Origin of the sequence: Saccharothrix sp. HUAS TT1 (assembly GCF_040744945.1) — a bacterium.
Lineage (GTDB): Bacteria > Actinomycetota > Actinomycetes > Mycobacteriales > Pseudonocardiaceae > Actinosynnema.
The window spans coordinates 2,870,858-2,895,176 of record NZ_CP160453.1 but is presented as its reverse complement, the minus strand read 5'-3'; the positions used below and the strand labels follow the sequence as shown (position 1 = coordinate 2,895,176).

The following is a 24,319-nucleotide window of genomic DNA, read 5'->3' as shown; positions in this document are numbered from 1 at the left end:
CCACCGTATGTTGACGATCGACGAACCAAGTTGATTTCAAGCAACTTTCCCACGAACACTCTTGCGCCGGCGGTCAGTGTGGAATAGACCACAGGGCGTGAGGGTGATCGGGCTCATTTCGGGCACCTCGATGGACGCCATCGACGTGGCCGTCGCCGACCTGTCCCTGGACGGCCCGACCGTCGTGCTGACCCCCGTCGAGCACGCCGAGCACCCGTTCCCGGAAGACCTGCGCAGGCCACCGACCAGCGCCGCGGACCTGTGCGCGCTCGACACGCGCCTCGGCCAGGCGTTCGCCGAGGTCGCCGCCCGGTACCGCGGCGAGCTGGTGTCCTCGCTCGGCCAGACCGCGCACCACTGGGTCGAGGACGGCCGCTGCCTGGGCACGCTCCAACTGGGCCAGCCCGCGTGGATAGCCGAAGCCACCGGCCTGCCGGTGGTGGCCGACCTGAGGGTCCGCGACGTCGCCGCGGGCGGGCACGGCGCGCCGCTGGCGAGCACCCTCGACGCGCTCTGGCTGCGCCGGTTCGCCGAGACCGAGGGCCGGCCCGCCGTCGCGCTGAACATCGGCGGCATCGCCAACATCACCAGGGTTTCGCCCGAAGGGGTGATCGCCTACGACACCGGACCGGGCAACGCGCTCATGGACGCGGCGATGACCGCGCTGTCCGGCGGCCTGCGCACCCAGGACACCGACGGCGAGTTCGCCCGCCGCGGCCGGGTGCGCGCCGACCTGCTCGACCGCCTGCTGGCCGACCCGTACTACGCCCGGCCCGCGCCCAAGTCGACCGGCAAGGAGCACTTCGACCGCGCGTACCTCGACCGCGTCACCGAGGGCCTGACCATGCCGGCCGAGGACCTGCTGGCCACGTTGACCGAGCTGACCGCGCGCACGATCGCCGCCGAGTGCGGCGGCGCGACGGTCGTCGGGTCGGGCGGCGGCATGCGCAACCCCGTGCTGGTCGGGTCGCTGGGCCGGCGCGTCGACCTGCGCACGAGCGACGAGCTGGGGCTGCCCGCCGACGGCAAGGAGGCGTACCTCGCCGCCCTGCTCGGCTTCCTGACCTGGCACGGCCTGCCCGCCAACGTGCCGTCCGCCACCGGCGCCGCCGGACCGCGACCGCTGGGGTCGATCACCCCCGGCCGCTACCCGCTGCGCCTGCCCGAACCCGTGCTCACCGCCGTGACGGGATTGACGATCCGCCGCCAGGAGCGGCTGTCAGGCCAGGAAGATGGAGGAGACCGTGCGCGCACTTGATGTCGGCATCATCGTGCTGTTCCTGGTGGGCATGCCCCTGCTGGGCGTGTGGATCGCCGGGCGCCAGCGCTCCGCCACCGACTACTTCGTCAGCGAGCGCCGCATCTCCTGGTGGGTGGTGTGCGTGTCGGTCGTGTCGGCCGAGACGTCCACGCTGACCGTGCTGAGCGTGCCGACGGTCGCCTACCTGGGCACCATGACGTTCCTCTCGCTGGCCATCGGCTACCTGATCGGCCGGATCGTGGTGTCGTTCGTGCTGCTGCCGAAGTACGTCGCGGGCGAGCTGATCACCGCGTACGGCTTCCTCGGCAAGCGGTTCGGGCGCAACATCCGGAGCACGGCGTCGGTGACGTTCCTCGTCACCCGGCTGCTGGCGGACGGCCTGCGGCTGTTCGCCACCGCCATCCCGATCAAGGTCGTGCTGGTCGCGTACGGCGTGGACGCGTCGTACTGGGCGATCGTGGCGGTGCTGGGCATCGCGATGGTCGTCTACAGCTTCCTCGGCGGCGTGCGGGCCGTGGTGTGGGTCGACGCCATCCAGATGCTCTGGTACGTCGTCGGCGCGTTCGCGGTCATCCTGGTGCTGAACGGGAAGCTGCCCGACGGGTGGTTCTCCAGCGCCGCCGAGGCGGGCAAGTTCCAGGTCTTCGACCTCGACGCCAGCCCGTTCACCTCGCCCTACGCGATAGTGACCGCGTTCGTCGGCGGCGCGGTGCTGTCCATGGCGTCGCACGGCGCGGACCAGCTCATCGTGCAGCGGCTGATGGCGACCAAGGACGTGCGCGCGGCGCAGAAGGCGCTGATCGCCAGCGGTGTCGTGGTGTTCCTCCAGTTCGCGCTGTTCCTGTTCATCGGCGTGATGCTGTGGGCGTTCTACAAGGCGGCCAACCCGGTCAAGGACCTCGGGCTGAACAACAACGACGAGCTGTTCGCGAACTTCATCGTCAACGACATGCCGTCGGGGCTGTCCGGGTTCGTGATCGCGGGCATCCTGGCGGCGGCGCTGTCGTCGTCGCTCGGCGCGCTGGCCTCCTCCACCGTGACCGACGTGGTGCAGCGGGTGGTGCGGCGGCCGATGACCGAGGCCGAGGTGTTCAAGCACGGCCGGATCTGGACCGTGGTGTGGGCCGGGTTGCTGATCGTGTGCGCCGGGCTGTTCGCCACGCTCACCCGCCGCGGCAACCCGATCGTCGAGCAGGGCCTGTCGATCGCCGGGTTCACCTACGGCGCGCTGCTCGGCGCGTTCCTGCTCGGGTTGGTGTTCCGCAAGGCCAGGGAGCTGGACGCGGTGGTGGCGTTCGCGGTGACGGTGGCGGTGATGGCGTTCGTGATCCTGGGCGTGAAGTTCGTCGGCCCGGACGCGCGCCTGGCGATCGACTTCGCGCCGGCCGCGCCGGCCCAGAAGGTCGTGTCGCTCGCCTACCCGTGGTACACGGTGCTCGGCGTGCTGGTGACGTTGCTCGTGGGCGGGCTGATGTCGTTGCGGCACAAGGGTTACCAGCCGCCGGACGCGCGGGGCGACGTGGTGTCGGCGAAGGTGGCGTAGGGCGGGGGTCAAGCGGCGTCGTTGGCGCGGTAGGCGACGAGTTCGAGGTGCAGGCGGAAACCGAGCCGGTCGAACAGCCGGCGCGAGGAGCGGTTGCCCGCCAGCACCGCGGCGGCGGCCTGGGGTCGGGCGCCCGACTTCTCGGCCAGCTTCCAGACCAGCTCGGTGACCAGCGCCGCGCCGACGCCCTGCCCCCGCACGTCCGGCTCCACGGCCACGAAGTCCAGGTAGAACTCGCTCGGCTCGGCCTTGCCGGAGGCGTAGCCGAGGACCCGGTCGCCGTCCATCGCGACCACGACGGTGTGCGGCCGGCCGCCGTCCACCAGCTCGCGCCCGGACAGGTGGGTCTTGGGGAAGCACCGCTCGTGCAGCACGGCCACCGCCTCGTGCACGGCCCGGTCGGTCGGCAGCACCCGCATCTCGCGGGCCGGTCCGGTGCGCGGGCAGCTCGCCTCGCGCAGCAGCAGGCCGCGCAGGCCGTCGCCGTCGAGGACGTGGATGCCGCACGGCCGGGCGGCGGCGAAGCGGTGCCGCTCGGCGAACGCGGCCAGCCGCCGGTGCCCGGTGTGGCCGAGCAGTTCGCGGTCGGCCACGCCGTCGAGCAGCGGCGCGGCGGCGGCGTAGAGGGCGTCGGCGGTCTGGTCCCAGATCCGGCTGCCCGCCGGGTGGTTGACCGGCACGTCGACGAACGGTCCGTGCAGGTAGGCCCGGCCGGCCTCGGTGTCGACCTCGACGCTGAGCGCGCCGCGGATCCAGCCGGAGTCGTCGGTGGCGATCACCGTGCACGAGGCCCAGTCGGGCTCGAACTCGGCCAGCTCCGCGGCGATGTCGCCCAGCGCCTCGCCGAGGTAGCCGATGTGGTGCGCGTCGTCGGCCTGCAACCGCAGGACCAGCGCGAGCACGGCGTCCAGGTCGTCCTGGTCAGCGGGACGGATGTCGTACATGTCTGGAATGGTCACCCGCGAGTCGGACGAACGCGAGGGAGTTTTCGGCGCCGGGCGGGCGGGACGTGACGCAGGTCGCCGAAGCGCACCGGATGGCGCTGGCACCGCGCTCCCCCGGCCTCCTAGCGTCGGGGTCATGACGGACGACGTCCTCGACATCCCCTTCGCCGACGCCTTCGCCTTCGACCCGTCGCCCACCTGGGCGCGGTTGCGCGAGGAGGAGCCGGTGGTCAGGGTCCGCACCCTCGCCGGCGCCCGGGTGTGGCTGGTGACCAGGTACGACGACGTGAAGCTGGTGCTGGCCGACCCCCGGTTCTCCCGGGCGGGCGTGGTGGCGGCGGGCGCGCCGCGGGTCGGCGTGTCCCGGCCGCTGGCGGGCACCCTGCCGACCACCGACCCGCCCGAGCACACCCGGCTGCGCAAGCTCGTCTCCGGCGCGTTCTCGCACCGGCGGATGGAGCAGACCCGGCCGTGGGTGCGCGAGCTGTGCGAGGAGCTGGCCGACGGCCTGGTGGACGGCTCCGACCTGCGGCAGGTGTACGCGCTGCCGCTGCCGGTCCAGGTGATCTGCACGCTGCTCGGCGTCCCGTACGGGGACCGCGAGCGGTTCCGGGAGTGGGTCGAGCTCGCGTACAGCATGGAGATGTCCGAGCAGCCCCAGGTCGAGGCGGCGATGGCGAGCCTGCGGGAGTACATGGGCGGGCTGGTCGCGGCGAAGCGGCGGGAGCCGGGGTCCGACGACCTGCTGGACGAGCTGTGCGCGACCGGGCTCACCCACGACGAGCTGGTCGCGTTCGCGCTGAACCTGCTGGTCGCGGGGCACGAGACGTCGGCGAACCAGCTCACCACGTTCGTCGCCACCCTGCTGCGCGAGCGGTCGCGGTGGGAACGGCTCGCGGCCGAGCCGGCGCTGGTGCCGGGCGCGGTCGAGGAGCTGATGAGGTTCACCAGGCTCAGCGACGTCGGGCAGCTGCGGGTCGCGGTGGAGGACGTCGAGGTCGCGGGCGTGCTGATCCGGGCGGGCGAGGGCGTGATGGCGTCCATCGGCTCGGCCAACCGCGACCCGCGCGCGTTCCCGGAGCCGGACGCGCTGGACCTCACCCGCACCCCCAACCAGCACCTGGCGCTCGGCGCGGGTCCGCACTTCTGCCTCGGCGCGCAGCTGGCGCGGATCGAGCTGCAGGAGGCGCTGTGGGTGTTGCTGCGGCGTTTTCCCAGCTTGCGGGCCGTGCGGCCGGTCGAGGAGCTGCCCTGGCGACGGGTTCTCGTCAGCGGTCTGGCCGAGCTGCCGGTCCTGGTCGGGCCGCTGCGCCGGCCGTGAAGTCGGCGTGTCCGTGACCGACATCTATTGCCGCGCGTTTCGCGTTGGGGAACCCTGGGGAGGTGAGCGAGGAAACGATCCAACTCGAACTCAACGACAGCGGGGTGGCGGTAGACCTACCGATGCCTGCCAACCAGCGGGACCAGGTGCAGGAGGTCCCCTACCGGCCGGTCGAGTTCCGTGACGACGACCTGCCCAGCGCGTTGGAGCGCGCGGCCTCCTGGCTGCGGCAGACGCAGGACTGGCTCGGTGAAGCGGTCGACGTGATCGCGGTCCACCTGGACTACGACGACACCAAGGGTTCGCCGTACTACGCCCTGAAGTTGCTGTGCAATGAGGAAGACCTGGCGGGCGTTCCGAAAGTGGTGCGCGAGCACGATCGCACTACCGGTGAGTAACGTACGCTGAGGTCATGCCAGATCGCGTGTACCCGCCGGTGATCGCCGCGGCCAAGCTGATGTTCCGCGTGCTCGACACGCGGATCACCGTGGAGGGCGCGGAGCACGTGCCGACCACCGGCGGGGCCGTGCTGGCCTCGAACCACGTCTCCTACCTCGACTTCATCTTCGCCGGGTACGGCGCGCAGCCCGCGCGCCGGCTGGTCCGGTTCATGGCCAAGCACGAGGTGTTCGAGCACCGCGTGTCCGGCCCGCTGATGCGCGGGATGCACCACATCCCGGTGGACCGGGCCGCCGGCCAGGCGTCCTACCAGCAGGCGTTGGACGCGCTGCGGTCCGGCGAGGTCGTCGGGATCTTCCCGGAGGCCACCATCAGCCGCTCGTTCACGGTCAAGGACGTGAAGAGCGGCGCCGTGCGGTTGGCGGCGGAGGCCGGCGTGCCCCTGCTGCCGACCGCCGTGTGGGGCACGCAGCGGCTGTGGACCAAGGGCAGGCCGAAGTCGCTGACCCAGCGGCACGTGCCGGTCACGATCATCATCGGCGAGCCGGTGGAGCCGACGTCGGACGCCGCGCTGCGCGAGCGGATGCAGGAGCTGCTGGACGACGCCCAGGCCCGCTACCCGGAGTCGGGCGAGGGCCAGTGGTGGCAGCCCGCCCACCTCGGCGGTGTCGCGCCGACGCCCGAGGAGGCCAAGCGCCTGGACGAGCGCTGACCGGCTAGGCCCACTTCGCCAGGGCCTCGGCCAGCCGCCGTTCGAGGGTCAGGAGCGCCCGGCCCTCACCGCCGTCGCAGACGACCACCAGCTCGCCTGCCGCCGTGACGCAGCAGGCGAGCCCGCGCGGGCCGCGCCGGATGCCGACGACGTCCTCGACGTGCGGCTGCTCCGAGTCCCGGTACACGCAGGCGGGCAGCGCGTCGTAGGTGAAGTCGCCCTCGTCCAGGAAGCCCGCGACCGGCAGCGGCCTGCCCGCCTCGACCTCCACGAGGTCGCCGGCGGTGGTCACCGCGACCCCGCCCTCGACGAACAGCACGTCGTGCTCCAGCACCGTCGTCCACGCCACGCCGAACCGCTTCCTCGTCCGGTGCTCGGCGGAGATGCGCGTGCCGCCCATCCCGATGCCCGCGGCCACCCGCGCGAACGCCCGGGCCTGCTCCCGCCACACCTCCCGGTGCTCCCCCAGCCGCGCCACCACGTCCGCCGCGAACCGCCGCCCCCGACTCCGCTCGAACCGCACCCGCTCGACCCGCGCGCGCAGCCGGTCCTCGAAGTCGTCCACGGATCGGTCCGTCGGTCAGGCGGGTCCGGCGGGCGGGGTCGCCGCGGCTTCCGGGGCGGGTTCGGCGGCGGGGACGGGTTCGGCCTTGGCCCTGCCGCGCTTCGGCTTGTCCTCGCCGCGCAGGCGCTGCGAGATCACCTGGCTGATGCCGTCACCGCGCATCGACACGCCGTACAGCGCGTCGGCGATCTCCATCGTCGGCTTCTGGTGGGTGATGATCAGCAGCTGCGACCGCTCCCGCAGCTGCTCGAACAGCCCGATCAGCCGGTGCAGGTTGGTGTCGTCCAGCGCCGCCTCGACCTCGTCCATCACGTAGAACGGCGAGGGGCGGGCGCGGAAGATGGCGACCAGCATCGCCACCGCCGCCAGCGACTTCTCGCCGCCGGACAGCAGCGACAGGCGCTTGACCTTCTTGCCGGGCGGCCTGGCCTCCAGCTCGATGCCGGTGGTCAGCATGTCGCCCGGCTCGGTCAGCACCAGCCGACCGTCGCCGCCGGGGAACAGGACCTTGAACACGACCTCGAACTCGCGCGCCACGTCCTCGTAGGCCGACGTGAAGACCTCCAGGATCTTGTCGTCGACCTCCTTCACCACGGTCAGCAGGTCGCGCCGGGTCGCCTTGATGTCCTCCAGCTGGTTGGACAGGAACTTGTACCGCTCCTCCAGCGCCGCGAACTCCTCCAGCGCCAGCGGGTTGACCTTGCCCAGCAGGGACAGGTCCCGCTCGGCCCGCTTGGCCCGCCGCGCCTGGGTGTCCCGGTCGTACGGGATCGGCTGGGGCGCGGTCACCGCCTCGCCGCGCTCCTTGGCCGCCTCGTACTCGGCGACCTCCTGCTGCGACGGCGGGATGAACACGTCCGGGCCGTACTCGGCGACCAGGTCCTCCAGGCCGATGCCGAACTCGTCGGCGACCTTGGTCTCCAGCTGCTCGATGCGCATCCGCTGCTCGGCCCGCAGCACCTCGTCGCGGTGCACGGCGTCGGTCAGCTTCTCCAGCTCGACCGACATCTCCCGGACCAGGCTGCGCACCTGCGCCAGGAACGCCTCGCGCTGCGTCCTGCGCTCCTGCGCCGCGTCCCGCTCCCGGGCCGCGCGGGCCAGCGAGCCGGCGATCCGCTCCAGCGCGACCTCGCCGCCGCGCACCACGGCCTTCGCCACGACCGCGCCGCGAGCACGGGCCGCGTGGGCGCGCTGGGCTCGTTCCCGCGCCTCCCGCTCGGCCCGCGCCGCCCGGCGCAGCCCGTCCGCCTTGCCCTGCAACGCCCGCGCCCGCTCCTCGGCGGTCCGCAGCGCCAGCCGGGCGTCCACCTCGCCCTGCCGGGCGGCGGCCAGCTCGGCGGCCAGCTCGTCGCGGTGCGCGGTGTCCGGCTCGTCGTCCAGCGGCTGCTCCTGCGCCACCAGCAGGCGCTCCTCCAGCTCGCCGAGCTTGAGCAGGTTCTCCTCGCGGGCCGCCTCGACCTTCTCCCGCTGCACCCGCACCCGCTCCACCTCGGCCTCGGCCGAGCGCACCGCGGCGGCCAGCCGGTTCAGCCGCTCCGACGACCGGGCGCGGCGCACCTTGGCCTCGTTGAGCTGGTCCTTCACCGCCGTGACCTCGGCCCGACGTGCCTGCTGCTCGGCCCGTGCGCCCTCAAGGGCCGCCGTGGACCGCTCCAGCGCGCGCTCGGCCAGGGCCAGCTTCTCCGACGCCTCGTCCACCGCGGCCTGCACCTCGATGACGCTCTGGCTGCGCCCGGACCCGCCGACCGCCCAGTCCGCGCCGAGCACATCACCGTCGCGGGTCACCGCCCGGACCGACGCGTGCGCGTCCACCAGCGCCCGCGCGGTCGGCAGGTCCGCCACCACCGCGACCAGGTCCAGCGCCCGGTGCAGCGCGGGCCGCAGCGGTTCGGGCGCCCGCACCAGGTCGACGGCCCACCGCGCGTCCGGCGGCAGCGCCGGCCAGCCGGACCGGTCGACGCTCACCGGCGCACCACCCACCAGCACGCCTGCCCGCCCGGTGTCCTGCTCCTTCAACAGCTCCAGCGCCGCCACCGCGTCCGCGCCCGACGCCACCGCGACCGCGTCCGCGATCGGCCCGAGCGCCGCCGCCAGCGCCACCTCGCCGCCCGGCTCCACGGTCAGCAGCGCCGCGACCGAGCCGAGCAGCCCCGGCAGCCGGGACGCCAGCAGCGCGCCCGCGCCGTCCTTGCGGGTCAGGCCGAGCGACAGCGCGTCCACCCGCGCCTGCCACGACGCGATGTCCCGCTCGGCCGTCCGCTCGGCCTTGACCAGCTCCTCGACCCGGCGGCGCGCGGCGTCGTCCGCCTCGACGGCCAGCCGGTGCCGCTCGTCCAGCCCGACGTCGTCCTCGTCCTCGGTCCCGGTGACCTCGCGGGCCTCGGCCAGCTCCTGCTGCACGACCTCCGACCGCTCGACCGCCTCGGCCAGCGCGGTGGACATCCGCTCGATCTCCTCGGCGGTCGCGCTCGTCTTCGACCGCAGCGCCTCCACCTGCCCGGAGAGCCGGGCCAGGCCCTCGCGCCGGTCGGCGATCGCCCGCACCGCGGCCAGGTGCGCCTTCTCCGCCGCGGACACCACCCGCTCCAGCTCGGCGCGCGTCTCCACCGCCTCGGCGAGCCCGACCCGCGCCTCCGTCACGCCCTCCTGGAGCTCCTGCTCCAGCAGCGCGGTCTGCTCGGCCTCGGCCTCCAGCTCGTCCGGGTCGCGCCCGCCGCGCGGCGCGTCCACCGCCGCCGACAGGTGCCGCTCCCGCTCCACGGCCAGCCGCACGGTGCCGCGCAGCCGCTCCTCCAGCGCCGACAGCCGGTACCAGGTCTCCTGGGCCCGCTGGAGCTTCGGCGTGTCGGCCGCGACCTGGTCCTCCAGCTCGTTCTGCTGGAACTGGGCCTGCTGCAGCGACTTCTCGACCTCGGTCCGGCGGGCGCGGGCGGCGGCCTCGTCCCGCTCCTCGCGGGCCAGCGCCTCGCGCTGCGTCACCAGGTCGTCGGCCAGCAGCCGCATCCGGGCGTCCCGCAGCTCCGACTGCACGACCTGGGCGCGGCGGGCGATCTCGGCCTGCTTGCCCAGGGGCTTGAGCTGGCGGCGCAGCTCGGCGGTGAGGTCGGTCAGGCGGGTCAGGTTCGCCTGCATCGCCTCCAGCTTCCGCAGCGCCTTCTCCTTGCGCTTGCGGTGCTTGAGGACGCCGGCGGCCTCCTCGACGAACGCCCGCCGCTCCTCCGGCTTGGACTCCAGGATGGCGGCGAGCTGGCCCTGGCCGACGATCACGTGCATCTCGCGGCCGATGCCGGAGTCCGACAGCAGCTCCTGGATGTCCATCAGCCGGCACGAGTTGCCGTTGATCTCGTACTCGGTCGCGCCCTCGCGGAACATCCGGCGGGTGATCGACACCTCGACGTAGTCGATCGGCAGCGCGCCGTCGGAGTTGTCGATGGTCAGCGTCACCTCGGCGCGGCCGAGCGGCGCGCGGCCGGACGTGCCGGCGAAGATGACGTCCTCCATCTTGCCGCCGCGCAGGTCCTTCGCGCCCTGCGTGCCCATCACCCAGCGCAGCGCGTCCAGCACGTTGGACTTGCCGGAGCCGTTCGGGCCCACCACGCAGGTGATGCCCGGCTCGAAGCGCAGCGTGGTAGCCGAGGCGAAGGACTTGAAGCCCTTCAGCGTCAGGCTCTTGAGGTGCACGCGGGGCAGACTACCCGTGCGGGCCTCACGTCCGACCCCGGCACGCTGACCAGCGCGATCACGGCCGCACCGAGACCAGCACGGTCATGTCGACCACGAGGTCGAGCCGTTCGATCCGGTCGACCGGGAAGGAGGTCGAGCCGGGTATCCGCTCGTCGGCCGCGTGGTCGGCGCCCCACCAGCCGCCGACCTCGGTGCGCCCGGTCCGGTCGTGCACGATCAGCTTGCACCGCAGGCCGGCGGGCACGTTCTCGACCGTCATCCGCAGCTCGGTGCCCCACGACCGGCCGACGAGGTCCGCGCTGGCCACCACGCCGGAAGCGGTGTCGGCGGCGTGCCAGGTGACCGCCGCCGGCGCGTCGTCACCGGTCCACCCCGGCACCACCACCGCCGCCAGCGCCACCAGCAGCACCACCGCCGCCGCGCCGACCAGCACCGACCACCGACGCCTGCGCGCACCCTCCGACACCGGCTTCCAGCGCCCGCGGGCGCCCACCGACACCGGCCACCGGCGCTTGCGCACCCCCTCCTGCCAGTCGTGTTCGCGCGCGCCGTGCGGCGGCCCCGCCTCGGTCGGGACAGCTCCACCCGGCTCGACGCCGTTCCGGCGAGCCGGGCCGTCGGCGGTCGGCACGGTCGGCAGGGGCGGCAGCGGGCGCAGGTCGGGGTCCGGGGCGGGGTCGTCGAACGGCAGCTCCAGGTCCGTCAGCTGGACCTGGCCGAGCAGGCCGGGCAGCGGCGCCAGCCGCACCATCTCCCGCCGGCAGGTGGCGCAACCGCGCACGTGCCGCTCGAACGCCGACCGCTCCGCCGGGTCGAGCGAACCGAGCAGGTACGCGCCGAGCGCCACGGTCCGGTCACAGCTCATGATTCGGCGACCCCCCGCTCCTCCAACGCGTCGCGCAACGCCCGCAGGGCGTAGAAGCACCGCGACTTGACCGTGCCGGCCGGGATGCCCAGCGCCACCGCCGCCTCGGCGACCGACCGCCGCCGGTAGTGCAGCTCGACCACGACGTCGCGGTGGTCGTGGCTCAACGCGCGCAGCGCCTCCGCCACCTGCCAGCTCTGCAGGACGTGCTCCACCTCGTCCGCGACCGGCGGCAGGTCGTCCGGTTCGATCGGCGCCTCGCTGTTGCGGCCACCGCGCTTGCGGAAGCCGGAGATGACCAGGTTCCTGGCCACCGTGTAGAGCCACGGGCCCGCGTCGGCGGGTGTCAGCCGGTCGACGTGCCGCCACGCCCGCAGCAGCGTCTCCCGGACCACGTCCTCCGCCTGCTGGTGGTCACCGCCGACCAGGCGCAGGACGTAACCGTGCAGCGGGCCGCGCCAACGGCCGTACAGCTGTCTGACGACGTCTTCGCCACGGTCCACATCGGTGTACTACGCCACCGGGACCGCCGGCGTTCAACGCTCCACGAATCCGGTGAGGCCGCCGCGGGCCGCCGACCAGCGCTCCACGATCGAGTCCACCCGACCGGGGGTAGCGCCGGAACGCAGCGCAGTCAGCAGCTCGCGGCACGCCGCTTCCGGGCCCTCCGCGTTCACCTCGACCCGACCGTCCCGGAGGTTGGATGCCGAACCGACAAGTCCCAGCTCAAGAGCCCTGGCACGGGTCCACCACCGAAAACCGACGCCCTGCACGTGCCCCCGGACCCACGCGGTCAGCCGCACGGCCCCTTCTGCTCCCGCCACAACAGCCATCCTGTCATTTCACCCATTAGTGGTACGGTGCGCGACCGTGACAGCACGGCGCGGTAACCGATCCGTGATCGGCGGACTCGTCGGCCTGCTCCTCGGCGCGGCCGGCGCGACCGGCATCGCCGTCGCCAACCCGGAACAGCTCGCCCCGTTCGTCGGGGAGAGCGCAGCACAGAGCCGCGGTTCCGACAACACCGGCGTCGGCGGGGTGGGTGGCGTGGGCGAGCCCGCGCAGCGCCCCGACCCGGAACTCCGGCCGACCACCACCGAGGCGCCGTCGTCGACGGAGACCACCACCGAGACGACGACCACCACCACCGCGCCCACCACCACGACGGAGCCGACGACCACCACGACGACCCAGTCGTCCGCGGCGCCGACGACCACCACGACCAAGGCCGACCTGCCGCAGACCCAGCAGGTCGTCGCCCTGGTGAACGAGGCGCGCGACCTCGCCGGCTGCAAGCCGCTCAAGGTGGACGACCGGGTGGCGCGGGCCGCTCAGGGCCACAGCGCCGACATGGCCGAGCGCGACTACTTCTCGCACACCACCCCCGAGGGCGTCGACTTCGCCACCCGGATGCGCGCCGAGGGCTACCCGAACCCCGGCGGGGAGAACATCGCCATGGGGCAGCGCTCCGCCGAGCAGGTCATGAAGGCGTGGATGAACTCCGACGGGCACCGGCGCAACATCCTGAACTGCGGGTTCACCGCCATCGGCGTGGGGCTGGACACCCGCGGCTGGTACTGGACCCAGAACTTCGGCTGGTAGCACGACCGACCTTGGGAGAACCGTTGTACGAGACACCGGAGACCGAGCGCACCCGACCGCGCGTGTCGCCGCACGTGCTGCTGGCCGCGTCCGGTGTCGCCGTGGCGACGATCTTCGCCACGATCGCGTCGCTGGCGGGCGCCACGCCGGACGCGTCGTCCGGCGACCAGGTGCCGCGCGAGGACGTCGTGTCCCGCAGCACCCTCAGCACCATCCGGTCCACGTCGTCGGCCCCCTCGGTCAGCCTCACCACCACCGCGGAGACCACCACCACGACGGCGGCGGAGACCACCACGACCACCACGACCACCCCGCGCCGCACCAGGGTGACCACGGTGACCCGGCCGGACGGCACCACCACGACCACGACCGTCGAGGACACCGGCGGCGGCCAGCCGACGGACACCGGTCAGCAGACCACCACGACCACGGCCACCACCACGACCACCAAGGTCACCACGACCACGACGCAGCCCACGACCACCACCACGACGACCACGACGCAGCCGGTCGAACCCCCGGCAGCGGGCTAACGAGGTCGTCCGCACGGGGTGACGGTCCGCCACACCATCGGGTGGAGGACCGCTCGAACGATCCGGCGACCGGCAAGATCGGCCGATAACCCGAACACCTGACCGTCGATCCAGGTCCTCCGCAGGGAGATGGTGTGTTCGAGGAAGATCAGCAAGCCGCGCCGAAGAAGAAGCTCTCGTCGGTCGTGCTGCTCGCCGCGGGCGGCGCGGCCGTCGCCACCGTGATCGCCACCTTCGCGTCGGTGCTGGCCGGCGGCACGCAGACGGTGGGCACGCCGGAGCCGCGCGCCGAGCTGAAGGTGACGGCGGACGAGCCGGTGAGCGCCGCGCCGAACGCGCGCACGGCCACGGTCGTCGTCACGGTGTCCACGCGCGTCGCGGCGAAGCAGACCGGCAAGTCGACGGGCACGGCGCCGCAGCCGCAGGCCGAGCAGGCCGCGGACGAGCCGGTGGCGGAGTCCTCCGGACCGGAGCCGACCCGGTCGCCGAGCAACCCGCCGACGACCTACACCCACCCGCCGTCGTCCTCGTCCTCCGCGTCGCCCACCGCCACGACGACCACGACCACGGCCACGACGACGAGCGGCCCGTAGCTACCAGACGTCGCCGTCACGCCAGTCGCAGGTGAGGTCGCCCGCCAGGTCGAGCGGCACGACCGGCAGGACGAACACCCCGTCGTCCTCGTCCTCGGTGCGCTCGACGCCGGCGGGCGTGAGCGCGAACGTCCGCCCGCGCCACCGCTGCCACCCACGGGCCGCGTAGAACGCCAGGGCGTCCTCCGAGGCGCTGAGGGCGCCCAGGGCGTACGAACGGCGCACGACGTCCTCCAGGGCCGCCATCACGGCCCCTCCGACGCCCTGGCGGCGGTGGTCCGCGCGCACCGCGACGGCTTCGACGTAACCGGCCCGCAGCGCCCGCCCGCCGTGCAGCAGCCGGCGCTGGACCACCGCGCCGTGCCCGACCACCTCGTCGCCGTCCCGGACGAGGGCGTGCACGCCGCCGAGGCCGTGCTCCCAGTCCTCGTCGTCGAACCCGCCGTCGAACGCCTCGTCCAGCAGCACCCGGACCGCGGTGAGCGCCGCCTCGGGCAGCTGCCAGGTGTGGAGCACGGAAACCGGTGACACGCCTCACACCCTAGGCCGTCACGTCGGCCGCCCCCGTCTCGCTCCTCCAGTGACGAGAGGACAGGGACATGGCAGAGCACGTCGTGGTGATCGGCGCGGGGTACGCGGGACTGGTGGCGGCCAAGGTGGCGGCGAGGTCGACCGGGGCCGGGGTCACCCTGGTCAACGCGCGCGACCGGTTCGTGGAGCGGGTCCGGCTGCACCAGCTCGCCGCCGGGCAGCCGTTGCGCGACCTCCCGCTGGCCGACCTGGTGCGCGGCGCCGGCGTCGAGCTGGTGGTGGACCGGGTCACCGACATCGACCTCCGGGCCCGCGAGGTCCGGTTGACGGGTGGCGCGCTGGCCTACGACCGGTTGGTCTACGCGTTGGGCAGCCACGCCGACCTGGACGCCGTCCCGGGCGCGGCCGAGCACGCGCACGCGGTGTCCACCCAGGAGGACGCCGAAAAGCTCGCCCGAGCCCTCCGGCACGCCCGCGCGGTCGTCGTCATGGGCGGTGGGCTGACCGGCATCGAGGCCGCCGCCGAGCTGGCCGAGTCGCGTCCGGACCTGGACGTGCGGCTGGTCACCGCGGGCGGGTTCGGCGCGGACCTGTCGGCCAAGGGCAGGGCGCACCTGCACCGGGTGTTCGACCGGCTCGGCGTCGGGGTGCGCGACCACGCGGAGGTCACCGAGGTCCGGGCGGACGGCCTGGTGCTGGCCGGCGGCGAGCACGTCGCGGCCGACGCGGTGGTCTGGACGGCCGGTTTCCGGGTGCCGGACCTGGCCGCGCGGGCCGGGCTCGCGGTGGACGACCGCGGCCGGGTGCTGGTCGACCACACCCTGACGTCGGTGTCCCACCCGGAGGTGCTGGCGGTCGGCGACGCCGCCGCGATCACGCGCCCGGACGGCCTGGAGCTGCGCATGGCGTGCGCCACCGGCCTCCCGACGGCGCAGCGGGCCGCGCGGGGCCTGGCGAAGCGGCTGGCGGGCGGGGAGCCCGGCCCGATCGGGTTCCGCTACCGGGTCCGGTGCATCAGCCTGGGCCGCCGGGACGGGCTGATCCAGTTCGTCGACGCCGACGACCGCCCGAGGGAGCGCGTCCTCACCGGCCGCGCGGCGGCGCGCGTCAAGGAACTGGTGGTGCGCGGCACGGTCCTGATCGAGCGCCACCCCGCCCTGCCGGCGGGCTGAGCGGACCTCACAGCTCGAACCGGTACCCCATCCCCGGCTCCGTCACCAGGTGCCGGGGCCGGGAGGGTTCCGGTTCGAGCTTGCGCCGCAACTGGGCCAGGTAGACGCGCAGGTAGTGGGTCTCCTTCGCGTACGTCGGGCCCCACACCTCCTGGAGGAGCTGCCGCTGCCCCACCAGCCGGCCGCGGTGCCGGGCCAGGATCTCCAGCAGGCCCCACTCGGTGGGCGTCAGGTGCACCTCGACGCCGTCGCGGCGCACCTTCTTCGCCGCCAGGTCCACGGTGAACGACGCCGTCTCCACCACCGCGTCACCGCCCTCGGCCACCGTCGAGCGGCGCACCGCCGCCCGCAGCCTGGCCAGCAGCTCGTCCATGCCGAACGGCTTGGTGACGTAGTCGTCGGCGCCCGCGTCCAGCGCCTCCACCTTGTCGGCGGAGTCGACCCGCGCGGACAGCACGATGATCGGCACGGTCGTCCAGCCGCGCAGGCCCGCGATCACCTCGGTGCCGTCCACGTCCGGCAGCCCCAGGTCGAGCACCACCACGTCCGGCTTGCCCTCGGCCGCTGCCTTGAGCGCGGCCGTGCCGTCGTGCGCGGTCAGCACCTCGTAGCCGCGGGCGGACAGGTTGATCCGCAACGCCCGCACGATCTGCGGCTCGTCATCGACCACCAGCACCTTCGTCACGCCCGGACCCTACGCCCGGAGTTCGCCCCGATCCGGCGTCCGACTACGTTGGGCGAGGTTCCTGACGAGCTCTTGATGCGGGGCTGAACTCCCTTTATGCCGTTTTGACGCTTCCTTCTCCGCATCGGTGCGGATAAGGATGAGTACATCCGGGTGCGAATGAAACCGTTTACTGGACAGCCGTACTGCGAAAGTGCGAATGTCCTGTCCGAATTCGGACACTTGCTCACTCACGGTGAGCCACGAGGAGGTCTGATGACCACCACCAGTGTGACTAATCAGGACGCGTTACAACTCGTGGTCGCCGTGCACCGGCTGATCCGCAGCCTGCGCCAGTCCGCGTCGGTCCGCCGGCTCCAGCCGACCCAGTTGCTGGTGCTCGCGGAACTCGCGTCGCAGGGACCGATGCGGATCGGTGAGATCGCGGTGCGTGCGCTGTGCTCGCAGCCCACGGCGACCACGGTGGTGACGGGCCTGGAATCGGGCGGCCTGGTGCGCCGCGAGTCGGACCCCGCCGACGGGCGGGCCACCATCGTCGAGCTGACCGGCCTCGGGCGGGACACCATCCTGTCCCTGGCGCACGGCGAGGCCGAGCTGCTGTCCGAGCGGATCTCGCGGCTGGAGCCGGAGGAGCGGGACGCCCTCCGGACGGTCACGCCGCTGCTGCGCAGGCTCGCGGACCCGCGGTGAGCCGCGGCGCCCGCCCGGTCAGCCGCGCGGTCGCGGCTGGCAGCGCGGGCACGAGAACGACGAGCGGTTCATGAACGGCTCACGCCTGATCGCCGTGCCGCACCGCCGGCACGGCCGGTCCTCCTGCCCGTAGACGGCCAGTGACCGGTCGAAGTAGCCCGACTGGCCGTTCACGTTGACGTAGAGCGCGTCGAACGACGTGCCGCCCTCGCCGAGCGCTTCGAGCATCACCTGCGTGGCGTGCGCCAGCAGCTCGGCGGCCTTGGCCCTGGTGAGCTTGTCCACCGGCCGCAGCCCGTGCAGCCTGGCCCGCCACAGCGCCTCGTCGGCGTAGATGTTGCCGACGCCGGAGACCAGCGTCTGGTCGAGCAGGGCCCGCTTCACCTCGGTCCGCCGCCTGCGCAGCGCCGCGACCCCCGCGTCCGGGTCGAACGCCGGGTCCATCGGGTCGCGGGCGATGTGCGCCACCGGCAGCGGCAGCCGGGTCCCGTCGACCTCGACGATCTCCGCCAGCGCCAGGCCGCCGAACGTGCGCTGGTCGACGAACCGCAGCTCCGGGCCGTCGTCGGCGAACCGGACCCGCACCCGCAGGTGCTTCTCGTCCGGCGCGCCGACCGGCTGGACCAGCATCTGGCCGCTCATGCCGAGGTGCGCGAGCATCGCGTCACCGCCGGACAGGTCGACCCACAGGTACTTGCCACGCCGCCGGGCGGCCTCCAGCCGCTGACCGGTCAAGCGCACGGCGAAATCCGCCGCACCGGGCAGGTGGCGGCGGATCGCGCGTGGGTGCAGGACGTCGACAGCGGCGACGGTCCGGCCGGCGACGTGCTCGTGCAGACCTCGGCGGACGACCTCTACCTCGGGCAGCTCGGGCACGTCGGGAGGATCAGCGCTCGGTCTCGCGCTCGGCGGCGGCGGCCTCGGCCTGCTCCAGCTCTTCGAGCATCTCGTACGCGGCGGCCTGCGGCTTGGTCGGCTTGAGCATCCAACCGCCCGCCTGGGCGGTGTCGCGCACGAGGACCAGGCCCTGGATGCCGCCGTTGCGGCCGGCGTTCAGCGGGCGGGACGGACGCGCGTGGCGCGCGCGCCGGTTCGTCCGGACGTTCGTGGCATACATTTCGGCGTCAGTCTTCCTGAGTAGGTGAAGCCGGAGGTGGAGCCTGGGGTGGAGCCTGGTTCGCCGATCCGCCCGCGTGGCCGTTCCCGGACGCGCCCGACTCCTGCTCGGCGCGGACCCGTTCGTGCAGCACGCGGTAGGCGGCCTCGGCCGCCTTCTGCTCGGCTTCCTTCTTCGTGCGACCGTCTCCCGAGCCGTGCGCCTGACCACCGACGTGCACCGTGGCGGTGAACTCCTTGCGGTGGTCCGGGCCCTGGTCGTCCACCCGGTACTCGGGCACGCCCAGACCCGCGGACGCGGTCAGCTCCTGGAGGCTCGTCTTCCAGTCCAGTCCAGCACCCCGCAGCGGCGCTTCGGCCAACAGCGGGTCGAACAGGTGGTGAACGAGTTGCCGCGCGGTGTCGATGCCGAACTGCAGGTACACCGCGCCGATGACGGCTTCCAGGCCGTCGGCGAGGATGCTCGCCTTGTCCCTGCCGCCGGTCAGCTCCTCGCCGCGACCGAGCAGCAGGTGCCCGCCCAACCCGTCGTCGCCGAGACCGCGGGCGACGCCCGCCAGCGCGTGCATGTTGACCACGCTCGCGCGCAGCTTGGCGAGCTGCCCCTCGGGCAGGTCCGGGTGCGTGCGGTACAGGTGATCTGTGACGACGAGGCCGAGCACCGCGTCGCCGAGGAACTCCAGCCGCTCGTTGGGCGGCAGCCCACCGTTCTCGTACGCGTACGAGCGGTGGGTCAGAGCGAGCGTCAGCAGCTCGGCGTCCAACGGGACGCCGAGCGCTTCGAGCAACGGGGCGCGGTCGGCGGACCGACCGCGCGACGACCTACCCCCCACGATTCGCCGCTACCTTCGCCAGAGGGTGATCAGGCCGGCTGGACGACCTGGCGGCCGTCGTACTGGCCACAGGCCGGGCAGGCGACGTGCTGCGGCTTCGGCTGGCGGCAGGCCCTGTTCTGGCAGGCCACCAGGTGCACGGCAGCGGTCTTCCACTGAGCGCGGCGCGAGCGCGTGTTCGAGCGCGACATCTTCCGCTTCGGGACGGCCACGACTAGTTCTCCTCTGGATTGTCACGATTCCCGTCGATCCGCTCGCGCAGAGCGGCCCAACGGGGGTCAATCGTCTCATGCCCGTGGTCGGGGCCGAGATCAGCCAGCCTGCCGCCGCAGTCGACGCACAGCCCGAGGCAGTCCGGCGAGCACAGCGGCACCTGCGGCAGCGCGAGCACGATGGCGTCGCGCACCACGGGTTCGAGGTCGATCAGGTCGTCGTGCAGACGGCTGACCTCGTCCTCTTCGGTCGTCTCGTCGGTGGTGCTGTCCGGGTACGCGTACAGCTCGGTCAGCTCCACCTCGACCTCCGCGGACAGCGGCTCCAGGCAGCGCGAGCACTCCCCTTCGACCACCGTCGCGGCGGCGCCCGTCACGAGCACGCCCTCGACCACCGACTCCAGCAGGAGGTCGAGCTCGACGTCGCCCCCGGCCGGCACCGCGATCACGCCAGCCAGGCCGAGGCCCTCGGCGGGCACCGTCCTGCGCAACCCGCGGCTGGAGCCCGCACGACGCCCGAGGTCCCTGGTGTCGATGACCCAGGGCCCGGTCGCTGTGGGACGCGCGGAGGCGTGACGATGCTCAGACATGATGTTTGGTGTGCCGTCGGGGACTTACCACGACCAGCCAATCAAGGGTACGGGACAACCCGCGTCCACGTGAAATCGGCTGGTCGGAGCGTCGTCCGGTGGGGTCATTCGTGGTAGTCGAACGGCGCGGCGGCGCTCGCGACGGCCGGGCCGCGCAGGTGCGAGCGGCCCTTCCCGACGCTGCGCAGGGTGTGCGCGAGCAGGTCCTCGAAGTCGGCCAGCTTGCCGTCCACGTACGCGTCGCACTCGTTGCGCAGCCGGATGGCCTCCGTCTGGGCGGCCTCCAGCACGCGCGCGGCCTCGTTGTGCGCGGCCTGCACGACCTCGGTGCCGTCGACCAGGCGCGCCTGCTCCGCCCGGCCCTCCTCGATCGCCCGCTCGTAGTTGGCCCGGCCCGCCTGGACCATCCGGTCGGCCTCGGCGTGCGCCCGGCCCACCAGGTCCTCGTACTCCTGGCGGCCCGCGGAGACGGTGCGCTGCGCCTGGTCCTCGGCCTCGGCGACCACCCGCTCGGCGCGGGCGCGCGCCTCGGACAGCATCCGCTCGGCCTCGTGCTGCGCCTCGGAGACCATCCGCTCGGCGTCCGACCGGGCCTTGCTCAGCGCCTGGTCCGCGTCGTGCTGCGCCTTGCCGACCAGCTCGTCGCGGTGGTCGAGCACGTCCTGCGCGTCGTCCAGCTCGGCGGGGATCGCGTCGCGCACGTCGTCGAGGAGTTCGAGCACGTCGCCGCGCGGCACGACGCACCCGGAGGTCATCGGCACGCCACGCGCTTCCTCGACGATCGTGACCAGCTCGTCGAGGGCCTCGAACACCCGGTACACGTCACACTCCTCGCGCCCACAGCAGTACCCGTCCTAGTGTGCCCTGCCGATCTCGCCGCCGCCGGGAGATCGGCAGGGCGTGTCCGGCTACCGGGTGATGTCCACCAGGACGAAGCTCGCGTAGTGGTCGGGCGTGTAGAAGTACAGCTTCGGCGTGGCGTTGCCGGTGACGATCCGCCGCGCGCCCCGGGTGGAGCTGCCCGGCGTCTTCACCGTGTACTCCTTGTAGTAGCCGGTCGCGCACGCCGGCAGGACGCCCTCGCGGTTGTAGAAGGTCTGGTTGTCCTGCGGATACGGGTACGGCCCGCCGCGCTGGACCAGCCGGACGGTGTCCGTCGCCTGGGCGGGCAGCCCGGACAGCGCCACCTTCCGGAAAGCGGAGGTGTCACCGCACGCGGCCTGCGCGGCGGACGCGGGCGCGGCGGTCGCGAAGGCGCCCGAGAAGACCAGCAGCAGGGAGAGCAGCACCTTGACGGTGCGCGATGTGATCTCGCTCATGGCAGTGAACGGTAACCACACCGAGTGACAGAACGACCGTCACGAAGTTAACCCGCCGTGACCGGTCAGCGACCCTCAGCGAGCCGGGCGGCGAGCCGGGCCTGGATGCTGGGCGGCAGCAGGCTGCTCACGTCGCCGCCGTACGTGGCGACGTCCTTGACCAGGGAGCTGGCCAGGAAGCTGTAGATCGGGTTCGTCGGCATGAACAGCGTGTCGACGCCCGTGAGCTGGTGGTTCATCTGGGCCATCTGCAGCTCGTAGTCGTAGTCGCTGACCGCGCGCAGGCCCTTGACGATGGCCTTGATGTCGTTCTCCCGGCAGTAGTCGACCAGCAGGCCGTGCCAGGCGTCGACGCGGACGTTCGGCCACTGCGCGGTCACCTCGCGCAGCATCTCCGTGCGCTCCTCCACCGAGAACAAGGTCTTCTTGTTCTTGTTGATGAGCACGGCGACGACGACTTCGTCGAAGAGCTTCGCCGCTCTGCCGATGATGTCCAGGTGTCCGTTGGTGGCCGGGTCGTAGGAGCCGGGGCACACGGCACGCGTCATGGTTTCGGACCGTAGCACCCGATCGGACGCAGCCACTCAGGTGCGTGGCCCGCATCACCCGGTAGCGCCAACTTGTTCGGCCCAGTGCAGCGCGGTGTCGCCGTATCGCTTGCTGCGCAAGGATTCCACCGCGCCCGGCCAGACCGGTTCCGGGCTGCGCGCGCCGCGTTCCACCACGATCAGCGAACCCGGCTTCGTCCAACCGTTGCTGACCAGCGACGCGAGGAGCCGGTTGAGCTGTTCGTCGGTCACCGCGTAGGGCGGGTCGGCGAACACCACGTCGCACGGCGCGTCGGCGGCCGTGCCGACCACCGCCTCGGCGGTGCGGTTCACCACCGTCGCACCGGGCAGGGCGACGACCTTCGCGTTGCCCTTCAGGACTTCGGCAGCCCGCTTGTCCGACTCCACGAACGTCGCCCGCGCCGCACCCCGCGACAACGCCTCGAACCCCAGGGCGCCGGACCCCGCGTAGAGGTCGAGCACGACGGCCCCGTCGAGGTCGAGCAACGTTTCGAGCGAGCTGAACAACGCCTCCCGAACCCGGTCGGACGTGGGTCGGGTCCCGCGCGGGGGGACCTGGAGCCTCCGGCCACCCGCGACGCCCGCGACAATCCTGGTCACCGGCTCATCGTCCCAGGTGCGCCCCGCCGTTGACGGCCACCACCTGCCCGGTGACGTGCCCGGCCTCGGGCGACGCCAGGAAGGCGACCGCCGCCGCGACGTCCGCCGGCGTCCCCGCCCGGCCGTTGGCGGTCTGCGCGACCAGCGCGGAGCGCCGCTGCTCGGTCATCCCCCCGCCGAAGAACCCGGTCTCCTGGACGTACCCGGGAGAGACCACGTTCGCCGTGATCCCCCGCCCGCCCAACCTGAACGCCAGCTCCGCCGTCCACGCCTCCACCGCCGCCTTGGCCGCGCCGTAACCGCCGCCACCGCGCCGCCCGGCGATGGACCCGATCGTGACCACCCGCGCCTGATCGGCCAACCTCGGTTCGAGGGCCGTCGTCACCAGCACCGCCGTGACCACGTTCGCCTCGTACATCGCCAGCCACTGCTGCTTCAGGTCGTCACCGCCGGCGAGCCCACCGGCGTTGTTGACCAGCACGTCCACCCGCTCGGGCAGGTGCTCCAGCGCCGCGTCCACCGCCGCCGGATCGGCCGCGTCGAACGCCACCGCCCGAGCCCCGACCTCCGCCGCCGCCCGCTCCAGCACGTCCGCCCGCCGCCCGGTGATCACCACCTCCAGGCCGCGCCCGACCAGCTCGCTCGCGATGGCCCGCCCGATCCCCGTGCCACCCCCGGTCACCACAGCCGTTCGAGTCATGCCAGTTCCCGCCACCATCCGTCGACCGCCGGGGGTTGAGCGACATCGATCCTCTCACCCGGTCGAGGGACAGCAAGCGGGATTTCCCGCGCCTCCGCCTCCCGCCGGACCCGCTCCACCGGCTCCGACCAGTCGTGGAACGCCAGGTTGAACGTCGCCCAGTGCACCGGGATCAACAGCCCGCCCCGCACGTCCACGTGCGCGGCGACGCCCTCCTCGGGCGTCATGTGGATGTCCGGCCACCCGGCCCCGTAGGCGCCGATCTGGATCAACGACGCGTCGAACGGCCCGTGCTCCTCGCCGACCTTCTTGTACCCGTCGAAGTACCCGGTGTCCCCGCTGTAGTAGACCCGGTGCCGAGGCCCCTTGATCACCCACGAGGCCCACAACGTGGTGTCCCGCTGAAAACCCCGCCCGGAGAAGTGCTGCGCCGCCGTGGCGGTCAACGAGACCCCCGCCACCTCGTGCGACTCGTCCCAGTCCAGCTCCACGATGCGCCGCTCCGGCACCTCCCACCGCCGCAGGTGCGCCCCGATCCCGAGCGGCACCACGAACACCGCCTCCTGGTCCCGCGCCAACGCCCGGACGGTCGGCAGGTCCAGGTGGTCGTAGTGGTCGTGCGAGATCACCACGGCGTCCACACGACCCACCTCGTGCAACTCGTGCGGCACCGCGTGCAACCGCCGAGGACCGACCAAAGGCGACGGTGAGCACCGATCGCTCCACACCGGGTCGATCAGGACGCGGGCCCCGTCGACCTCCACCAACGCCGACGCGTGCCCGTACCAGGTGATGTGCAACCCGTCCACCGCACCGGGAGTCGCCGCCACCAGCGGCACCTCCCCCACCGGCCGCCGCTGCTGCTTCCCGAACACCATCTCCCGCACCATCCCGGCATCGGGAGGCGCCGTCCGCGTCCGAACCGCGTTGTGGAACTTCCCCTCCCGCCACTGCGGCGACCGCCGCACCCGCTCACCGCCGGGCTTCCCACCCAACGCCAACCGCACATCCCGCGACGCCCACGCCACAGCGCCAACACCAGCCGAAAGGGCGAGAACCGCAGCGGCAACCTTCTTCATGCCACCTCAACGACAACCCCGACAACCCGGTTCCCGCTCAATCTCACCGACCCACCGAGGCTCGATTTGACATGGGTTCGGGTGCCATAGGCTGGACGAAGCCGGCAGGCCCGGCGGGACGCTCTTCCCCGCCGGGCCTGCCGGCTTTGGCCTGCACAGGGCGCCCGTAAGGGCCCCATGTCAAATCGAGCCGGAAGAGAC

At 72.9% G+C, this 24,319-nt stretch carries 29 protein-coding genes; 10 read left to right on the top strand and 19 right to left on the bottom strand.

Translation table 11 applies throughout. The annotated features are described in order from the left end of the window. Positions 1 to 97: 97 nt before the first annotated feature. Both AB0F89_RS14330 and AB0F89_RS14325 read left to right on the top strand, forming a co-directional pair. Positions 98 to 1,258: an anhydro-N-acetylmuramic acid kinase gene (locus tag AB0F89_RS14330; RefSeq protein WP_367136318.1), complete on the top strand. Its 1,161-nt coding sequence runs from the start codon at positions 98 to 100 to the stop codon at positions 1,256 to 1,258. Further along, the gene (locus AB0F89_RS14325; protein ID WP_367136316.1) at positions 1,245 to 2,804 is read left to right on the top strand and encodes a sodium:solute symporter; all 1,560 of its coding nucleotides are present in this window, start codon (positions 1,245 to 1,247) and stop codon (positions 2,802 to 2,804) included. The genes AB0F89_RS14330 and AB0F89_RS14325 overlap by 14 nt, the downstream gene beginning before the upstream one ends. An 8-nt stretch (positions 2,805 to 2,812) precedes the next feature. Here AB0F89_RS14325 and AB0F89_RS14320 read toward each other — a convergent pair whose 3' ends face one another. Beyond that, entirely contained in the window at positions 2,813 to 3,748 is a 936-nt protein-coding gene (locus AB0F89_RS14320; protein ID WP_367136314.1) for a GNAT family N-acetyltransferase, read from the bottom strand. A gap of 136 nt (positions 3,749 to 3,884) precedes the next feature. Here AB0F89_RS14320 and AB0F89_RS14315 point away from each other — a divergent pair, with 136 nt between their 5' ends. From AB0F89_RS14315 to AB0F89_RS14305, 3 genes are all read left to right on the top strand, one after another. Further along, positions 3,885 to 5,069 carry a cytochrome P450 gene (locus tag AB0F89_RS14315; RefSeq protein ID WP_367136312.1) on the top strand — a complete coding sequence of 395 codons (1,185 nt, stop codon included), beginning with the start codon at positions 3,885 to 3,887 and terminating at the stop codon, positions 5,067 to 5,069. Positions 5,070 to 5,131: 62 nt separating this feature from the next. After that, positions 5,132 to 5,467 (top strand): hypothetical protein, encoded by a 336-nt coding sequence (locus tag AB0F89_RS14310; RefSeq protein WP_367136311.1) that lies wholly within the window; start codon positions 5,132 to 5,134, stop codon positions 5,465 to 5,467. A gap of 14 nt (positions 5,468 to 5,481) precedes the next feature. Next, a complete protein-coding gene (locus AB0F89_RS14305) occupies positions 5,482 to 6,180 on the top strand; it encodes a lysophospholipid acyltransferase family protein (RefSeq protein WP_367136309.1) in 699 nt (232 codons plus the stop codon). A 4-nt stretch (positions 6,181 to 6,184) separates the two neighbouring features. Here AB0F89_RS14305 and AB0F89_RS14300 read toward each other — a convergent pair whose 3' ends face one another. Genes AB0F89_RS14300 through AB0F89_RS14280 form a run of 5 tightly spaced genes read right to left on the bottom strand, consistent with a single transcriptional unit; the run spans position 6,185 to position 12,127 of the window. Next, entirely contained in the window at positions 6,185 to 6,745 is a 561-nt protein-coding gene (locus AB0F89_RS14300; protein WP_367136308.1) for a hypothetical protein, read from the bottom strand. A 15-nt stretch (positions 6,746 to 6,760) separates the two neighbouring features. Next, entirely contained in the window at positions 6,761 to 10,426 is a 3,666-nt protein-coding gene (gene smc / locus AB0F89_RS14295; protein ID WP_367136306.1) for a chromosome segregation protein SMC, read from the bottom strand. A gap of 58 nt (positions 10,427 to 10,484) precedes the next feature. Then, positions 10,485 to 11,294: a zf-HC2 domain-containing protein gene (locus AB0F89_RS14290; protein WP_367136304.1), complete on the bottom strand. Its 810-nt coding sequence runs from the start codon at positions 11,292 to 11,294 to the stop codon at positions 10,485 to 10,487. Next, positions 11,291 to 11,797: a sigma-70 family RNA polymerase sigma factor gene (locus tag AB0F89_RS14285; RefSeq protein ID WP_367136302.1), complete on the bottom strand. Its 507-nt coding sequence runs from the start codon at positions 11,795 to 11,797 to the stop codon at positions 11,291 to 11,293. Before AB0F89_RS14285 ends, AB0F89_RS14290 begins: the two co-directional genes overlap by 4 nt. 33 nt (positions 11,798 to 11,830) lie before the next feature. Beyond that, positions 11,831 to 12,127, bottom strand: coding sequence for an acylphosphatase (locus AB0F89_RS14280; protein WP_367136301.1), 297 nt, complete (start codon positions 12,125 to 12,127; stop codon positions 11,831 to 11,833). A gap of 64 nt (positions 12,128 to 12,191) precedes the next feature. On the opposite strand from AB0F89_RS14280, the gene AB0F89_RS14275 reads away from it, so the two are divergent. The 3 genes from AB0F89_RS14275 to AB0F89_RS14265 all read left to right on the top strand — a co-directional run bounded on the left by AB0F89_RS14275 (position 12,192) and on the right by AB0F89_RS14265 (position 14,022). Further along, positions 12,192 to 12,896 carry a CAP domain-containing protein gene (locus AB0F89_RS14275; protein ID WP_367136299.1) on the top strand — a complete coding sequence of 235 codons (705 nt, stop codon included), beginning with the start codon at positions 12,192 to 12,194 and terminating at the stop codon, positions 12,894 to 12,896. A gap of 23 nt (positions 12,897 to 12,919) precedes the next feature. Continuing rightward, positions 12,920 to 13,429, top strand: a complete 510-nt coding sequence (locus AB0F89_RS14270; RefSeq protein WP_367136297.1) for a hypothetical protein — start codon at positions 12,920 to 12,922, stop codon at positions 13,427 to 13,429. Positions 13,430 to 13,563: 134 nt separating this feature from the next. Continuing rightward, the gene (locus AB0F89_RS14265) at positions 13,564 to 14,022 is read left to right on the top strand and encodes a hypothetical protein (RefSeq protein ID WP_367136295.1); all 459 of its coding nucleotides are present in this window, start codon (positions 13,564 to 13,566) and stop codon (positions 14,020 to 14,022) included. Here the strand turns inward: AB0F89_RS14265 and AB0F89_RS14260 are convergent, their stop codons facing one another. After that, a complete protein-coding gene (locus AB0F89_RS14260) occupies positions 14,023 to 14,553 on the bottom strand; it encodes a GNAT family N-acetyltransferase (RefSeq protein ID WP_367136293.1) in 531 nt (176 codons plus the stop codon). 68 nt (positions 14,554 to 14,621) lie between these two features. Here AB0F89_RS14260 and AB0F89_RS14255 point away from each other — a divergent pair, with 68 nt between their 5' ends. After that, entirely contained in the window at positions 14,622 to 15,725 is a 1,104-nt protein-coding gene (locus AB0F89_RS14255) for an NAD(P)/FAD-dependent oxidoreductase (RefSeq protein ID WP_367136291.1), read from the top strand. Between the two features lie 7 nt (positions 15,726 to 15,732). Here AB0F89_RS14255 and AB0F89_RS14250 read toward each other — a convergent pair whose 3' ends face one another. Further along, positions 15,733 to 16,410 (bottom strand): response regulator, encoded by a 678-nt coding sequence (locus tag AB0F89_RS14250; protein ID WP_367136289.1) that lies wholly within the window; start codon positions 16,408 to 16,410, stop codon positions 15,733 to 15,735. A gap of 255 nt (positions 16,411 to 16,665) precedes the next feature. On the opposite strand from AB0F89_RS14250, the gene AB0F89_RS14245 reads away from it, so the two are divergent. After that, positions 16,666 to 17,100 (top strand): MarR family winged helix-turn-helix transcriptional regulator, encoded by a 435-nt coding sequence (locus tag AB0F89_RS14245; protein ID WP_367136287.1) that lies wholly within the window; start codon positions 16,666 to 16,668, stop codon positions 17,098 to 17,100. An 18-nt stretch (positions 17,101 to 17,118) separates the two neighbouring features. On the opposite strand, the gene mutM is transcribed toward AB0F89_RS14245, so the two are convergent. From mutM to AB0F89_RS14190, 11 genes are all read right to left on the bottom strand, one after another. After that, positions 17,119 to 17,976 carry a bifunctional DNA-formamidopyrimidine glycosylase/DNA-(apurinic or apyrimidinic site) lyase gene (gene mutM, locus AB0F89_RS14240; RefSeq protein ID WP_367136285.1) on the bottom strand — a complete coding sequence of 286 codons (858 nt, stop codon included), beginning with the start codon at positions 17,974 to 17,976 and terminating at the stop codon, positions 17,119 to 17,121. Between the two features lie 10 nt (positions 17,977 to 17,986). Next, positions 17,987 to 18,217, bottom strand: a complete 231-nt coding sequence (locus AB0F89_RS14235) for a hypothetical protein (RefSeq protein ID WP_367136283.1) — start codon at positions 18,215 to 18,217, stop codon at positions 17,987 to 17,989. A gap of 7 nt (positions 18,218 to 18,224) precedes the next feature. Further along, positions 18,225 to 19,049, bottom strand: a complete 825-nt coding sequence (gene rnc / locus AB0F89_RS14230; RefSeq protein WP_367136281.1) for a ribonuclease III — start codon at positions 19,047 to 19,049, stop codon at positions 18,225 to 18,227. A 29-nt stretch (positions 19,050 to 19,078) separates the two neighbouring features. After that, positions 19,079 to 19,261, bottom strand: a complete 183-nt coding sequence (gene rpmF, locus AB0F89_RS14225) for a 50S ribosomal protein L32 (protein WP_033431492.1) — start codon at positions 19,259 to 19,261, stop codon at positions 19,079 to 19,081. Between the two features lie 2 nt (positions 19,262 to 19,263). Continuing rightward, a complete protein-coding gene (locus AB0F89_RS14220; protein ID WP_367136279.1) occupies positions 19,264 to 19,851 on the bottom strand; it encodes a DUF177 domain-containing protein in 588 nt (195 codons plus the stop codon). 104 nt (positions 19,852 to 19,955) lie between these two features. Then, positions 19,956 to 20,672 carry a DivIVA domain-containing protein gene (locus AB0F89_RS14215; protein WP_367136277.1) on the bottom strand — a complete coding sequence of 239 codons (717 nt, stop codon included), beginning with the start codon at positions 20,670 to 20,672 and terminating at the stop codon, positions 19,956 to 19,958. 87 nt (positions 20,673 to 20,759) lie between these two features. Continuing rightward, complete coding sequence (locus AB0F89_RS14210; RefSeq protein WP_367136275.1) at positions 20,760 to 21,170, bottom strand: ribonuclease domain-containing protein; 411 nt, start codon at positions 21,168 to 21,170, stop codon at positions 20,760 to 20,762. A gap of 65 nt (positions 21,171 to 21,235) precedes the next feature. Continuing rightward, positions 21,236 to 21,718, bottom strand: coding sequence for a pantetheine-phosphate adenylyltransferase (coaD, locus tag AB0F89_RS14205; RefSeq protein ID WP_367136273.1), 483 nt, complete (start codon positions 21,716 to 21,718; stop codon positions 21,236 to 21,238). A gap of 54 nt (positions 21,719 to 21,772) precedes the next feature. Continuing rightward, entirely contained in the window at positions 21,773 to 22,339 is a 567-nt protein-coding gene (rsmD, locus tag AB0F89_RS14200) for a 16S rRNA (guanine(966)-N(2))-methyltransferase RsmD (RefSeq protein WP_367136271.1), read from the bottom strand. A gap of 4 nt (positions 22,340 to 22,343) precedes the next feature. Then, on the bottom strand, positions 22,344 to 23,039 hold the full coding sequence (locus AB0F89_RS14195; RefSeq protein ID WP_367136269.1) for an SDR family NAD(P)-dependent oxidoreductase: 696 nt from the start codon (positions 23,037 to 23,039) through the stop codon (positions 22,344 to 22,346). Continuing rightward, positions 23,036 to 24,118: an MBL fold metallo-hydrolase gene (locus tag AB0F89_RS14190; protein ID WP_367136267.1), complete on the bottom strand. Its 1,083-nt coding sequence runs from the start codon at positions 24,116 to 24,118 to the stop codon at positions 23,036 to 23,038. Before AB0F89_RS14190 ends, AB0F89_RS14195 begins: the two co-directional genes overlap by 4 nt. Between the last annotated feature and the right edge of the window lie 201 nt (positions 24,119 to 24,319).

Bases quoted from the DNA above. Each gene is read 5' to 3' on its own strand.
- AB0F89_RS14320 (WP_367136314.1), bottom strand. From the start codon at position 3,748: ATGTACGACATCCGTCCCGCTGACCAGGACGACCTGGACGCCGTGCTC.
- AB0F89_RS14235 (WP_367136283.1), bottom strand. From the start codon at position 18,217: ATGTATGCCACGAACGTCCGGACGAACCGGCGCGCGCGCCACGCGCGT.
- AB0F89_RS14190 (WP_367136267.1), bottom strand. From the start codon at position 24,118: ATGAAGAAGGTTGCCGCTGCGGTTCTCGCCCTTTCGGCTGGTGTTGGC.
- AB0F89_RS14305 (WP_367136309.1), top strand. From the start codon at position 5,482: ATGCCAGATCGCGTGTACCCGCCGGTGATCGCCGCGGCCAAGCTGATG.
- coaD (WP_367136273.1), bottom strand. From the start codon at position 21,718: ATGACGCGTGCCGTGTGCCCCGGCTCCTACGACCCGGCCACCAACGGA.
- AB0F89_RS14220 (WP_367136279.1), bottom strand. From the start codon at position 19,851: ATGTCTGAGCATCGTCACGCCTCCGCGCGTCCCACAGCGACCGGGCCC.
- AB0F89_RS14280 (WP_367136301.1), bottom strand. From the start codon at position 12,127: ATGGCTGTTGTGGCGGGAGCAGAAGGGGCCGTGCGGCTGACCGCGTGG.
- AB0F89_RS14195 (WP_367136269.1), bottom strand. From the start codon at position 23,039: ATGACTCGAACGGCTGTGGTGACCGGGGGTGGCACGGGGATCGGGCGG.
- AB0F89_RS14210 (WP_367136275.1), bottom strand. From the start codon at position 21,170: ATGAGCGAGATCACATCGCGCACCGTCAAGGTGCTGCTCTCCCTGCTG.
- AB0F89_RS14290 (WP_367136304.1), bottom strand. From the start codon at position 11,294: ATGAGCTGTGACCGGACCGTGGCGCTCGGCGCGTACCTGCTCGGTTCG.
- AB0F89_RS14255 (WP_367136291.1), top strand. From the start codon at position 14,622: ATGGCAGAGCACGTCGTGGTGATCGGCGCGGGGTACGCGGGACTGGTG.
- AB0F89_RS14315 (WP_367136312.1), top strand. From the start codon at position 3,885: ATGACGGACGACGTCCTCGACATCCCCTTCGCCGACGCCTTCGCCTTC.
- AB0F89_RS14245 (WP_367136287.1), top strand. From the start codon at position 16,666: ATGACCACCACCAGTGTGACTAATCAGGACGCGTTACAACTCGTGGTC.